The organism is Streptomyces sp. NPDC019890 (assembly GCF_044903445.1).
Taxonomy (GTDB): Bacteria; Actinomycetota; Actinomycetes; order Streptomycetales; family Streptomycetaceae; genus Streptomyces.
In genome coordinates this window covers 719,770-732,499 of record NZ_JBJDQK010000003.1, presented here as the reverse complement: position 1 = coordinate 732,499, position 12,730 = coordinate 719,770, and the positions used below count along the sequence as shown (strand labels likewise).

Below are 12,730 nucleotides of genomic sequence, written 5' to 3'. Positions count from 1 at the left end.
CCCCCCGGGGGCGCATCAAGAGTCTCATGAGGTCGTACGCGCCGGTGAGGTGTTACTGGACAGGAGTCAGCCAAGGCGATCACGCCCCCGGATCACCGTCCCGCGTGGCGCTCAGGACGTCAGCTGCGCGGTCGTACGTCCCCAGTCCGCGGGCAGTTCGGGCACCCGCCAGGCCGGGTCCGGGCGCCAGCGCTCCCAGCCGTCGCAGAACGGCGCTCCCCAGGCCCGGATCACCTCGACGGCCGCCTGGCCCGCCTCCCGTACCCGCCCGGCCTTCTCCGGGTCCATCAAGCCGACCTGTTGGGCCTGGGCGAACTCGTCCTCGTCGTGCCAGCGCCAGCTGCGGTCCGGATGGACCGAGAGGTCCAGGAAGTGGTCCTCCGAGTCGATGCCGCCCGACCAACGGGTGTGCGGCTCCTCGAGGTTCACGTACCAGTTGCGGAACGTCCAGCCGCGCTCCCAGAACAGCCACACCGACCACGGCTGCCCCGGCCGGGCCAGCTTCAGCACCCCCGCACCGAACCACCGGGAGCGGGTCACCGTGCGCGGGGCGGTGTAGCGGGTGGCCAGCGGCTCCTGGTGCACCGGGGTGCCGTCCGCGAGCACCGGCTTCACGCACTCCGTGCCCGGCGCCATCCACGCCGCGAGGAGGTCCTCGGTGTCCTGTACGACGGTCACCGGGCGGCAGATGTGAATGCTCGAGCCCGACAGGTCCGGGGCATGGCCGCGATAGCGCCAGAGGATGTGGTCCCCGGGCGTCCAGCGTGTGCTGCGTTCCGTACCTGTCATGAGCAGATCTTAGGAGGACGGCCCGGTCCGCGCAGCGATCCAGGTCACGGGCGTCGCGTCAGGGGTGCGTCATCCGCAGCACGTCAAGGGCATGGTCCAGCTGCTCGAGGGTCAGCGCTCCACGCTCCACATAGCCGGACTCGAGGACGACATCGCGGATCGTCTTCCGCTCGGCGAGCGCCTTCTTGGCGACCTTGGCGGCCTCCTCGTAGCCGATGTACTTGTTCAGGGGGGTGACGACGGACGGCGAGGACTCCGCGTACTCCCGGGCCCGCTCGACGTTCGCCGTGATGCCGTCGACCGTGCGGTCCGCGAGCAGTCGCGAGACGTTCGCGAGCAGCCTGACCGACTCCAGCAGATTCTTGGCGATCACCGGGAGCATGACGTTCAGCTCGAAGTTCCCGGCGGCACCGGCGGTGGTGACCGTGGCGTCGTTGCCGGTCACCTGGGCGGCGACCATCAGGGCGGCCTCGGGGATGACCGGATTGACCTTGCCGGGCATGATCGACGAGCCCGGCTGGAGGTCGGGGAGGTTGATCTCCGCCAGACCCGTGCGCGGGCCCGAGGCCATCCAGCGCAGATCGTTGGAGATCTTGGTGAGCGAAACTGCGATGGTGCGGAGCTGACCGCTCGTCTCCACCAGTCCGTCCCGCGCGCCCTGTGCCTCGAAGTGGTTGCGGGCCTCCGTCAGCGGCAGCCCGGTCGCGCGGGCGACCTCGGCGATGACGGCGGCCGAGAAGCCGGGCGGGGTGTTGATGCCGGTGCCCACCGCCGTGCCGCCGAGAGGCAGTTCGGCGAGCCGGGGGAGCGACGCATCGAGCCGCTCCACGCCGTACCGGATCTGGGCGGCATAGCCGCCGAACTCCTGGCCCAGCGTCACCGGAGTGGCATCCATCAGATGCGTACGCCCGGACTTGACGACGTCCGCGAACTCGGCCGACTTGCGCTCCAGCGAGGCCGCCAGATGCTCCAGCGCGGGGATGAGATCGCCCGTCACGGCCGCCGTCGCCGCGATGTGGATGGAGGAGGGGAAGACGTCGTTGGACGACTGGGAGGCGTTCACATGGTCGTTGGGGTGCACCTCGCGGCCGAGGCGCTCGGTGGCGAGCGTCGCGATGACCTCGTTGGCGTTCATGTTCGATGAGGTGCCGGAGCCGGTCTGGAAGACGTCCACCGGGAAGTGCTCGTCCCAGCGACCCTCGGCGACCTCGGCGGCGGCGTCGGCGATCGCACTCGCGATGTCCTTGTCGAGCACGCCCAGTTCGGCGTTGACCTGCGCGGCGGCTGCCTTGATCCGGGCCAGGGCCTCGATGTGGGAGCGCTCGAGGCGCTGCCCGGAGATGGGGAAGTTCTCCACCGCCCGCTGGGTCTGGGCCCGCCACTTGGCGTGCGCGGGGACCCGCACTTCACCCATGGAGTCGTGCTCGATCCGGTACTCGCTCGTGTCGTCCATCGCCGCCACGCCTCCTCGTCACTGGGCTGTGTCCCTCCGGGGCGACCCCGAATCCCCAAAAAGGTGAGCACTTGTCTTGTTACGCCTATTCCCAAGTGCGCTACCCGCCAGTAAATACCCGGATCAACCACAAACCGGGGAGGCGCAATGACGCGCACCAGGCACAGACTTCGCTGTACGGTCGCGGCCGTCGCCGCACTGGCCGCGGGCCTGGGAGGAATGGCGGCCACGGCCACCACCGCCCGGGCCGCCGAGGCCGGCACCTCCCGTACAGCCGCAGGCTTACCGCTCCCGCCCGAACTGGAATCCATCCGCGCGGCCGAGGCCGTCAAGCTCTACGGCAGCCCCGCCGAACGCCCCCTCGCCGACCGCAAAACTGGCCTGATCTCGCTGGGCGACAGCGAGATCTCGGGCGAAGGAGTCGGCACCTACGAGCCCGGCACCAACGGCCCCGACAACTGGTGCCACCGTTCGCCCGACGCCGCCATCCACCGCACCGGCATCGCCGCGGACCTCACGTACAACGTCTCCTGCTCCGGCGCGGGCACCGGAAACATCAGGATCGGCGGCTCGAAGCAGCACGCCGACGAACTGGTCCAGAGCGACGCTCTCGCCATCAAGGCACGCAACACCCGCATCAAGATGGTCCTGTTGGTGGCCGGCGCCAATGACGACCTGCAGTTCGGACCCGTGATGACCGACTGCGTCACGCGCTATGTGCTGTTCCAGGGGCCGTGCGAGCCCACGTACGCCCCCGGCTGGCAGACCCGCGTCGACGGCCTCGTCCCCAAGGTCGAGCAGACCGTACGCGACCTGCGCACCGTGATGCGCGACGCGGGTTACGCGGACGCCGACTACAAACTGGTCCTGATGGGCTACCCGAGCCCCGTCGGCCCGGACTTCCGCGACAACCCGCACTTCCCCGGCAAGCTTCTCTGCGGCGGCATGGGCTACGACTCCGACACCGTCTGGGGCCGCAACACCGCAGTCCCCGCCTTCGAGCGCGGCATGCGCAGGATCGCGCAGTCCACGGGGGCGGTCTACCTCGACAACTCCCGGCTCTTCCACGGCCATGAGGTCTGCATGGAGGACACCTGGGCGCGCGGGCTGTACATCGATCTGTCCAACCCCTTCCCGCCGGACTCCAATTCGGTCCGCCAGTCCTTCCACCCGAATGTGCGCGGGCATGCGGCCTTCGCCTCCTGCCTCACCCAGCTGTACAACTCGGGTCTGCGCGAGGCCAGTTGCGCGGATGTGGCGTCCAGCGGGAAGCCGCAGCTGTACGCGGGCGCGTGGGACGAGGCGTACCGGCCGCTGAAGAACGAGGCGACGGGTGCGTGCGTGGACGTCTCCGGCGCGGTCAGCCGCAATGGCACGGCGGTTCTCGGGTGGGACTGCCACGGCGGCCGCAACCAGGGCTGGTGGTACGACGCGGCGCGCGGCTCCCTGCATACGGAGCTGACGCAGGACCGGTGCCTGGATGTGCCGGGCGCGAAGTACGAGGCGGGGGCGGCGCTGATCGTCTGGAACTGCTCGGGCGCGACGAACCAGCGCTTCGTCCGCGCCTCGGGCACGATCCGGCCGACGTCGGCGGAGGGCCTGTGCGCGACGCTGGGGTCGGCGCGGGATTCTTTGCGCCTCCAGCCCTGCAATGGCTCGGCCGGACAGCGCTTCGCGTGAGTTTCCCGGGGGCTCCGCCCCCGGACCCCCGGTACGCCCTTCGGGCGTGTCCTCAATCTCCCCCAGACTTCGTCCGGGGGGACCCCCGGACGGGCTTGAATTTCCGCCCGTCCGGCGATTGAAGGCCGCCCGGGCAAATCAAGCCTCGCCGGCGATTGAGGCGCTGGGGGTCCCCCCACGCCCGCAGGGCGTAGGGGGGTTCGGGGGCGGAGCCCGGTTACGGGATGGGGGTACCTCCCACGGCCGCCAGAGCGGGAGGGGCACAGGCCGCCGCAGGCGTTAGCCCAGCCCCGGACCCCGCACCGGGATCGACGTGAACGTCGGCGCCGGCGCCGGCTCAGTGAAGAAGTCGTTCCCCTTGTCGTCCACCACGATGAACGCCGGGAAGTCCTCCACCTCGATCCGCCACACCGCCTCCATCCCCAGCTCCTCGTACTCCACGACCTCCACCTTCTTGATGCAGTCCTGCGCGAGCCGCGCCGCGGGCCCGCCGATCGACCCCAGGTAGAAGCCGCCGTGCGTCCCGCACGCGTTCGTCACCTGCTGCGAGCGGTTGCCCTTCGCCAGCATGACCTTCGAGCCGCCCGCCGCCTGGAACTGCTCGACGTACGAGTCCATGCGGCCCGCGGTCGTCGGCCCGAAAGAGCCGGAGGCGTAGCCCTCGGGCGTCTTCGCCGGACCGGCGTAGTAGACCGGGTGGTCCTTCAGGTACTGCGGCATCTCCTCGCCCGCGTCCAGCCGCTCCTTGATCTTGGCGTGCGCGATGTCGCGCGCCACGACCAGCGGGCCGGTCAGCGAGAGCCGGGTCTTGACCGGGTACTTGGTCAGTTCGGCGAGCACCTCGTCCATCGGCCGGTTGAGGTGGATCTTCACGACGTCACCCGCCTCGTCCAGATGCTCGTCGGTCGTGTCGGGGAGGAACCGCGCCGGGTCGGTCTCCAGCTGTTCCAGGAAGACGCCGTCCGCGGTGATCTTCGCGACGGCCTGCCGGTCGGCCGAGCAGGAGACGGCGATCGCGACGGGCAGCGAGGCGCCGTGCCGCGGAAGCCGGACGACGCGCACGTCGTGACAGAAGTACTTGCCGCCGAACTGCGCGCCGATGCCGATCTTCTGGGTGAGCTCGAAGACCTTCTCCTCCAGCTCCTTGTCCCGGAAGCCGTGACCGGTGGGGGAGCCCTCGGCGGGCAGCTCGTCGAGGTAGTGCGCGGAGGCGTACTTCGCGGTCTTCAGCGCGAACTCGGCGGACGTACCGCCGACGACGATCGCGAGGTGGTACGGAGGGCACGCGGCAGTGCCCAGCGAGCGGATCTTCTCCTCCAGGAACTTCATCATGGAGGCCTCGTTCAGGACCGCCTTGGTCTCCTGGTAGAGGAACGACTTGTTGGCGGAGCCGCCGCCCTTGGCCATGAACAGGAACTTGTACGCGCCGCCGTCGGTCGCGTAGAGCTCGATCTGGGCGGGGAGGTTGGAGCCGGTGTTCTTCTCCTCCCACATGGTGAGGGGAGCCATCTGCGAGTAGCGCAGGTTGAGCTTGGTGTACGCGTCGAAGATGCCGCGCGAGAGGGCTTCCTCGTCGCCGCCCTGCGTCAGGACGTTCTGGCCGCGCTTGCCCATGACGATCGCCGTGCCGGTGTCCTGGCACATGGGCAACACACCGGCCGCGGCGATGTTGGCGTTCTTGAGCAGGTCGAGCGCGACGAACTTGTCGTTGGAGGAGGCCTCCGGGTCGTCGACGATACGGCGCAGTTGCGCGAGGTGGGCGGGCCGCAGGTAGTGCGAGATGTCATGCATGGCCTCGGCGGCGAGCTTGCGCAGCGCCTCCGGCTCGACCTTGAGGAAGGTACGCCCGTCGGCCTCGAAGGTGGAGACTCCCTCGGCGGTCACCAGGCGGTAGGGCGTGGTGTCCTCTCCCAGCGGGAGCAGATCGGAGTACGCAAACTCTGGCATTACGGCCATTCCTTACTCGGCAGACGGCGGCGCGGCCTCCATTGGCAACGCGCCCTCAAGCGTAGAACGCGGTTGGCTGACGCAGTCTGTGAGGTAAGGCTCACCCGCGGGACCCGAACCAGGGGCGCGGCCCGGTTCGGGGGACCCGCTGCCGCACCCCCTAGTCGCGATCTATCGCGTTTCGCTACCCTGGCACGGTGGACCTCGACAAGCAGCCCCAGAAGCCGGTCGCCCCCGCGGACCTCACCCCCGCCACCGACATCCGTGCCTCAGACGCCGACCGCGACCGGATCGCGGACATCCTCAGGGACGCGCTGGCCGAGGGCCGGCTGGACGCCGAGGAGCACTCCGAGCGCATCGACGCCGTCTACCGCGCCAAGACCGTCGGTGAACTGGAGCCGCTCGTCCGGGACCTGCCCACGACCCGCAAGCGCCCGGACCCCACCGCGTACACGTACGGGCCCGAAGAGCCCGCCGGGCCCGCCGACAACCTGATCGCCGTCTTCTCCAGCTCCACCCGCAAGGGGCGTTGGCGCGTCGGCCGCCGGACCAACGCCTTCGCGCTCTTCGGCACTATCGAGATCGACCTCACCGAGGCGCTCTTCGAGCAGCGGCTCACCGTGATCAACGCGACGTCCATCTTCGGCAATGTCGAAGTGCGGGTCCCGGAGAACATCTCGCTGCGCGGCAGTGGCACCGGATTCTTCGGGAACTTCGACGTCCTCAGCCTGGAGGCCGCCGACCCCGAGGCCCCGGTCGTCGTCGTCAACGGCTACTCGGTTTTCGGCAATGTCGAAGCCAAGCCGAAGAGGGGCCGGCTGATCGCCGATCTCCATGACCGCCTGCGCAAACACCTGGGCTGACGGCTCCGCCCCGGAGTGCTTTCCGGCCGCGAGCGCCCGTCCGCAATTCCGTACCCCGGAACTCAGTGCCACTCAGTGAATAGGAGTGCGTACAGCGGGTAGGGAGTGCTGCATCGTCTCTCGCTCGCGAAGCCGTCGTCAGGAGTAGACCGTGCTGCAACTGCCGCATCAGTCCTTGCAGGTCGCCGCCCTTGCGCCCCAGCGGATTCCCGCTCGGGAAGATCAGGCCGGACCCTGGCACGCGGAGGCGGTGTGCCGCCGGGACGAGGCCGGGCTTTTCTTCGCGCCATCCAAGGAGCCAACGGCCGCACGGCTGTCGCGCGAGGAGGCTGCCAAGCGGGTCTGCGCGCGCTGCCCGGTGATGGTCGAGTGCCGGGAACACGCCCTGCTCCAGCCCGAGCCGTACGGCGTGTGGGGCGGGCTCACCGCGGCCGAGCGCCGCGTGGTGCTGGCCCGGCGCAGGCGGCGGGAGGTCGAGATCAAGAAGCCGGCCTCGGCGGCCTGAGGCATACCCGCGCAGGGACGCGTACCTACGGGAAGGGGCGCCCCACCGCATGGGAGCGCCCCTTCCGTATGCACCGTGTCTCCCGTGCGTACGGGAACTGCTTCCGTGCGGGACCTACTTCGCGCGGTCGAAGTCGATCGCGCTGTACGCGCGCAGCTTCGACAGCCGGTGGGTCGAGTCGATCTGCCGGATCGTGCCGGACTTGGAGCGCATCACCAGCGAGGACGTGGTGGCGGTCTCCGCGCGGTAGTGCACGCCGCGCAGCAGCTCGCCGTCGGTGATGCCGGTCGCGACGAAGAACACGTTGTCGCCGCTGACCAGGTCGTTCGTGTGCAGCACCCGGTCCAGGTCGTGGCCGGCGTCGAGCGCGCGCTGCCGCTCGGCGTCGTCCTTCGGCCAGAGCTTGCCCTGGATCGTGCCGCCGAGACACTTTATGGCGCAGGCGGAGATGATGCCCTCCGGCGTGCCGCCGATGCCCATCAGCATGTCGACGCCGGTGCCTTCGCGTACGGCCATGATCGAGCCGGCGACGTCGCCGTCCGAGATGAACTTGATCCGGGCGCCGGTCTCGCGGATCTCCTTGACCATGCCCTCGTGGCGGGGGCGGTCGAGGATGACGACGGTGATGTCCTCGGGATTGGCGCCCTTCGCCTTGGCGACGCGCCGGATGTTCACCGAGACGGGGGCGTTGATGTCGACGAAGTCGGCGGCCTCGGGGCCGGTGACCAGCTTCTCCATGTAGAAGACCGCGGACGGGTCGAACATGGTGCCGCGGTCGGCGGCGGCCAGGACGGCGATGGCGTTCGGCATGCCCTTGGCGTTGAGCGTGGTGCCGTCGATCGGGTCAACGGCGATGTCGACCTCGGCGCCGGTGCCGTCACCGATATGCTCGCCGTTGAACAGCATCGGGGCTTCGTCCTTCTCGCCCTCGCCGATGACAACGACGCCGTTCATCGAGACGGTGGAGACGAGGGTCCGCATGGCCCGGACGGCCGCGCCGTCCGCGCCGTTCTTGTCCCCACGCCCGACCCAGCGACCGGCGGCCATGGCAGCGGCCTCGGTGACCCGGACGAGCTCCAGGGCGAGGTTGCGGTCGGGGGCTTCGGGCGAGACCTCGAGCTGAGGCGGCAGATTGTGCTCGGTCATCGGAGCGCACCTTTCTGTACGACGACGGCCGGAAAAGAGGGTGATGCGACTCTATCGGTACGTCGACAAATTGAGCAGAGGGGGCCACGTTTGAGCACGCCACCTTGATGCGAACATGGGGGCGTGGCAGGTATGCGAGGCAGACAGACGGTGCGGGACATGGTGCTGTCGATGGCGGTGATCGGCGCCGTCGTCGCAGTCATCTACATGTTCATTCCGCACGACGACACGGCGGACCCGATCAAGGCGGTCGACTACCGGGTCGAGCTGGTGACGGCGCGGCGCGCGGCGCCGTACCCGGTGGCGGCGCCGGAGGGCCTTGCGAAGGAGTGGAAGCCGACCTCGGTCTCGTACGAGCGGACCGACGGCGACGCCTGGCACCTCGGCTTCCTGGACCCGGACGGCGAGTACGTCGCCGTCGAGCAGTCCACGGCACCGGCGAGGAAGTACATCCCGAAGGTCAGCCAGCAGGCGCACGAGACCGGGAAGACCCAGCAGATCGCCGGCGCGACGTGGCAGCGCTGGGAGGGCCCGAAGTACGACGCGCTGGTGCGCGAGGACAAGGGCTCGACGACCGTGGTGACCGGGACGGCGTCGGCGGAGCGGCTGGCGGAGATGGCGGCGGCGCTGGGGACCGGCAAGGCCGGTCAGCAGTAACCGCGCGGAGCCGCGCAGAGGGTAGCCGCACAGGTAACAGCGCGGAGCTCAGAAGGGCTCGGGCAGGTACTTCTGGATGTGTTCCCGGCGGATCTTGTCCGGGGTGAGCAGCAGCCCGAGTACGACGGGTGGGGCCGGGGGCACGGTGGCAATGATCCAGCCCCTGTCCGGGCCGTGTCCGATGACGCGGTACCAGGCCCGTTCGGCGAGCGGTGTGGTGGTCGTGTCGCACCGGTCGAACACCGACCAGACGTCGGCGTACGCGTCCAGGAAGAAGTAGAACGGCGGCGGAAACGGCAGTTCGGCGCAGAGTTCGGCCTCGTACGGCGTCGTCCGGAAGTGTTCGGCCACGTTCTGTGCCGCCCGCTGCATCGGCAGGACCGACGCGGAGTCCGGTGCGGGATCGACCGCGGGACTGGTTACGGCACTGGGTGCGGGACTCGGTGAGGGATCGGTCGCGGAATCGGTTCGGCTGTGAGCCCGGCTGCGTGCCTGCCGCTGGGCCGCCTTCTGCAGGCGCTTCGCTTCCCGCCACCGTCCCCGCCAGTGCGCCGAGAGCTTCTCGCGGGCGTCGGCCGGGGCGTCGGCGGCGAGCAGCTGGACCAGCCGCAGCGTGACGTCGATCGACGGCAGACGTTTCCCGTTGAACGCGTCGCTCATGGTCGATTTGCCCACCCGGCGTCCGCGGCTCGCGACGGACCGGTCCATCAGGCTCTGCAGGGACGGCGCGTCGTGCAGGTTGTGCAGGTCGCTCAGGTCCCCGGCGAACGCATCGAGGGCACGGTCGTACGCCGCCTCCGCGTCCTCGTGCTCGGCCGCGGGCTCTTCTTGGCGCGGTGCCATGTGCTCCATCCTTACGCGCCGGTGCGGAAGTGAGATGGGCATCGTAGACGTGAAGTGACCGTTCGCTCACACTGTGCTCGTCAGTGATGCGTCCGGGGTGCATCAAGGGCGTACGGTGGGATGTTTCGCGGCTGCTGCCAGGGGTCCGGTGCCCGGTCGGCGCCGAACGCCGAACGGCCGCGGTGATCCGCGGCGGCCGGGCTTGTGCGCTCGATTGGAGTAGTCGCGGCAGGCTCCGCTGAGCTGGGCGCATGGACAACGACGACGCACAGAAAGCGTCCAAAGAGCAGCTGCCCGAGGAGCGTCGCAGAGATGTGAGCGCCGTCGAACTCGGCGCGCTGGCCCTGCTGTTGGGGCTGGTGACCGTGGTCTATCTGGTCACGGGCAGCGCGAACTTCTCCCTGGTCATCGCGGCGGTCACCGGCCTCTACGGCGCCTGGAGAACCCGGCGCTGACGCGCCTGGGCAAGCCGACGGCCCCGGAGCACGGTGTGCTCCGGGGCCGCGTGACGTATGAGGACCTCTGGACCCGTAGGTCAGACGGTGGTGACGACCTCGTCGTACTCCAGTCGCGGCGAGCGCGGGGACCACGCGTCGTCGCCCGGCTTGCCGATGTTGACGATCATCAGCGGGGTGTGGTCGCCGTCCAGGAACTCCTTCTGGACGCCGGCGAAGTCGAAGCCGGTCATCGGGCCCGCGGCCAGACCCGCGGCGCGGACGCCGACGATGAAGTACGCGGCCTGCAGCGCGGCGTTGAAGCCCGCAGCCTGCTCACGGACCGGGCGCTCCGAGAAGAACGCGTCCTTCGCCTGCGGGAAGTGCGGGAACAGGGCAGGGAGCTCCTCGTGGAACTCGTTGTCGGCGGCGAGGATCGCGACCAGCGGGGCGGCCGCAGTCTTCGGCCGGTTGCCCTCGGCCATGTGCTGCACCAGGCGCTCGCGGGCCTCCTCCGAGCGGACGAGGACGACGCGCAGCGGGCTCTGGTTGAAGGCGGTCGGGCCGAACTTCACGAGGTCGTAGATCGCCTCGACCTGCTCCTCGGTCACCGGCTCGTCCGTGAACGTGTTGGCGGTGCGGGCCTCGCGGAAGAGGAGGTCCTGGGCGGCGGGGTCAAGAACGAGAGACATGCTGGCGTACCTTCCGGGACGTGCAGAGGATCTGTACGGCGGGTGTAACCGCACCGCAGTAGATTAAATTTCAACTACACGGTGATGGTGACCCGACTCACACCCGCACGTCCGCGCCCGTCACACCCGCACGTCCGCGCCCGGCTCGCTCCCGGCGTCCCCGGCGTCAGTCCTCGTCGGTTTCTGCGGCCTCGTCCGCGCCGCCGGACAGCGCGGCGTCCAGCCGCGCGCGGGCGCCCTCCAGCCAGTGGCGGCAGACCTTCGCCAGCTCCTCGCCACGCTCCCACAGCGCCAGCGACTCCTCGAGCGTCGTACCTCCCGCCTCCAGGCGGCGTACGACCTCGATCAGCTCGTCCCGTGCCTGCTCATAACCGAGCGCGGCCTCGTCCGTGTTCGCAGCCATGCCATCCACCCTATGTGCGAGGTACGACAACGACGTTCACCGCGGGCAGGACGTTCACCGGGCCCGGCGGTCGTCCCGCGATCACGCGGCGACGGCGGTCACTCGGCGACCCGTACCGCGAACTCGCCCTCCGAGACTCGTGCCCGCAGCTCTTCGCCCGCCGCCACGTCCTCCGGCGAGCGCACGACCGCCCCGTCCGCCCGCTGAAGCACCGCATACCCCCGCTCCAGCGTCGCCGCCGGCGACAGCGAGACCACGCGCGCCCGGGTGTGCGCAAGCTCCGAGTCCGCGCGGTCAAGGAGGTGGCCGAGCACCCGCCGGCTGCGGGCGACCAGTGCGTCCACCTCCGCCTCGCGCTCGTCCACCATCCGTTGCGGATGCTCCATCGAGGGGCGGGCCAGCGCATGCGCCAGACCGCGCTCCTCCCGTTCCAGCAGCCCCCGGACGGTGCGCAGCGCGCGCCCGCGCAGCTGGTGCACCCGGTCCAGCTCCTCGCCGACGTCCGGGACGACCTTCTTTGCCGCGTCCGTCGGCGTCGACGCCCGTAGGTCCGCCACCAGGTCGAGCAGTGGCGAGTCCGGCTCGTGCCCGATCGCCGACACCACCGGCGTACGGCACTCGGACACCGCCCGCACCAGCTGCTCGTCCGAGAACGGCAGCAGGTCCTCCACGCTGCCCCCGCCGCGCGCCACGATGATCACGTCCACGTCGGCGAGCTCGTCCAGCTCCTTGACCGCCTGGACGACCTGGGCGACCGCGTGCACCCCCTGCACCGCGACATTGCGGACCTCGAAGCGGACGGCGGGCCAGCGCCGCCGCGCGTTCTCCAGGACGTCGCGTTCGGCTGCCGACGCCCGCCCGCAGACCAGGCCCACCCGGTGCGGCAGGAACGGCAGCGGCCTCTTGCGGTCGACCGCGAACAGCCCCTCGGCGCCGAGGGTCCGCTTCAACTGTTCAAGCCGCGCGAGCAGTTCGCCGATCCCCACCGGCCTTATCTCCACGGCCCGCAGCGACAGCTGCCCCCGCGGCGCGTACCACTCGGGCTTGGCGAGCATGACGACGCGCGCGCCCTCCGCCACCACGTCCGCGACCGCGTCGAAGACCTGCCGGAAGCAGGTGACGCTGACGGAGATGTCGTAGGAGGGATCGCGCAGCGTCAGGAAGACGACCCCGGCGCCCGGCCGCCGTGACAGCTGGGTGATCTGCCCCTCCACCCAGACCGTGCCGAGCCGGTCGATCCACCCGCCGATGAGCCGTGACACCTCGCCGACCGGCAGAGGAGCTTCCGCGGACGTGTTGAGAGCCATACGGGCGAGCG

At 69.9% G+C, this 12,730-nt stretch carries 13 protein-coding genes; 5 read left to right on the top strand and 8 right to left on the bottom strand.

Annotated features, from left to right (window positions below; translation table 11 throughout):
* Window positions 1-111 precede the first annotated feature (111 nt).
* Window positions 112-789, bottom strand: a complete 678-nt coding sequence (locus ACI2LP_RS11720; RefSeq protein WP_404724321.1) for a DUF402 domain-containing protein — start codon at window positions 787-789, stop codon at window positions 112-114.
* A gap of 58 nt (window positions 790-847) precedes the next feature.
* Window positions 848-2,242 carry a class II fumarate hydratase gene (locus tag ACI2LP_RS11715; RefSeq protein WP_404724320.1) on the bottom strand — a complete coding sequence of 465 codons (1,395 nt, stop codon included), beginning with the start codon at window positions 2,240-2,242 and terminating at the stop codon, window positions 848-850.
* A gap of 147 nt (window positions 2,243-2,389) precedes the next feature.
* Between ACI2LP_RS11715 and ACI2LP_RS11710 the strand changes: the two genes are divergently transcribed.
* Window positions 2,390-3,922, top strand: coding sequence for a ricin-type beta-trefoil lectin domain protein (locus ACI2LP_RS11710; protein ID WP_404724319.1), 1,533 nt, complete (start codon window positions 2,390-2,392; stop codon window positions 3,920-3,922).
* A gap of 279 nt (window positions 3,923-4,201) precedes the next feature.
* Here the strand turns inward: ACI2LP_RS11710 and ACI2LP_RS11705 are convergent, their stop codons facing one another.
* Entirely contained in the window at window positions 4,202-5,878 is a 1,677-nt protein-coding gene (locus ACI2LP_RS11705; protein WP_404724318.1) for a fumarate hydratase, read from the bottom strand.
* Window positions 5,879-6,066: 188 nt separating this feature from the next.
* Between ACI2LP_RS11705 and ACI2LP_RS11700 the strand changes: the two genes are divergently transcribed.
* Window positions 6,067-6,732: a DUF1707 domain-containing protein gene (locus ACI2LP_RS11700; RefSeq protein WP_404724317.1), complete on the top strand. Its 666-nt coding sequence runs from the start codon at window positions 6,067-6,069 to the stop codon at window positions 6,730-6,732.
* Window positions 6,733-6,883: 151 nt separating this feature from the next.
* Window positions 6,884-7,237, top strand: a complete 354-nt coding sequence (locus ACI2LP_RS11695) for a WhiB family transcriptional regulator (protein ID WP_360879220.1) — start codon at window positions 6,884-6,886, stop codon at window positions 7,235-7,237.
* Between the two features lie 114 nt (window positions 7,238-7,351).
* On the opposite strand, the gene glpX is transcribed toward ACI2LP_RS11695, so the two are convergent.
* A complete protein-coding gene (gene glpX, locus ACI2LP_RS11690) occupies window positions 7,352-8,383 on the bottom strand; it encodes a class II fructose-bisphosphatase (protein WP_360879217.1) in 1,032 nt (343 codons plus the stop codon).
* Window positions 8,384-8,515: 132 nt separating this feature from the next.
* On the opposite strand from glpX, the gene ACI2LP_RS11685 reads away from it, so the two are divergent.
* On the top strand, window positions 8,516-9,040 hold the full coding sequence (locus ACI2LP_RS11685) for a DUF4245 domain-containing protein (RefSeq protein ID WP_404724453.1): 525 nt from the start codon (window positions 8,516-8,518) through the stop codon (window positions 9,038-9,040).
* 48 nt (window positions 9,041-9,088) lie between these two features.
* On the opposite strand, the gene ACI2LP_RS11680 is transcribed toward ACI2LP_RS11685, so the two are convergent.
* Window positions 9,089-9,883, bottom strand: coding sequence for a hypothetical protein (locus ACI2LP_RS11680; protein ID WP_404724316.1), 795 nt, complete (start codon window positions 9,881-9,883; stop codon window positions 9,089-9,091).
* Between the two features lie 251 nt (window positions 9,884-10,134).
* Here ACI2LP_RS11680 and ACI2LP_RS11675 point away from each other — a divergent pair, with 251 nt between their 5' ends.
* Window positions 10,135-10,338: a hypothetical protein gene (locus tag ACI2LP_RS11675; protein WP_404724315.1), complete on the top strand. Its 204-nt coding sequence runs from the start codon at window positions 10,135-10,137 to the stop codon at window positions 10,336-10,338.
* A gap of 80 nt (window positions 10,339-10,418) precedes the next feature.
* Here the strand turns inward: ACI2LP_RS11675 and ACI2LP_RS11670 are convergent, their stop codons facing one another.
* The 3 genes from ACI2LP_RS11670 to xseA all read right to left on the bottom strand — a co-directional run bounded on the left by ACI2LP_RS11670 (window position 10,419) and on the right by xseA (window position 12,719).
* Complete coding sequence (locus ACI2LP_RS11670) at window positions 10,419-11,009, bottom strand: malonic semialdehyde reductase (protein ID WP_404724314.1); 591 nt, start codon at window positions 11,007-11,009, stop codon at window positions 10,419-10,421.
* 166 nt (window positions 11,010-11,175) lie between these two features.
* Window positions 11,176-11,412, bottom strand: coding sequence for an exodeoxyribonuclease VII small subunit (locus ACI2LP_RS11665; RefSeq protein ID WP_404724313.1), 237 nt, complete (start codon window positions 11,410-11,412; stop codon window positions 11,176-11,178).
* A gap of 98 nt (window positions 11,413-11,510) precedes the next feature.
* Complete coding sequence (gene xseA, locus ACI2LP_RS11660) at window positions 11,511-12,719, bottom strand: exodeoxyribonuclease VII large subunit (RefSeq protein ID WP_404724312.1); 1,209 nt, start codon at window positions 12,717-12,719, stop codon at window positions 11,511-11,513.
* Between the last annotated feature and the right edge of the window lie 11 nt (window positions 12,720-12,730).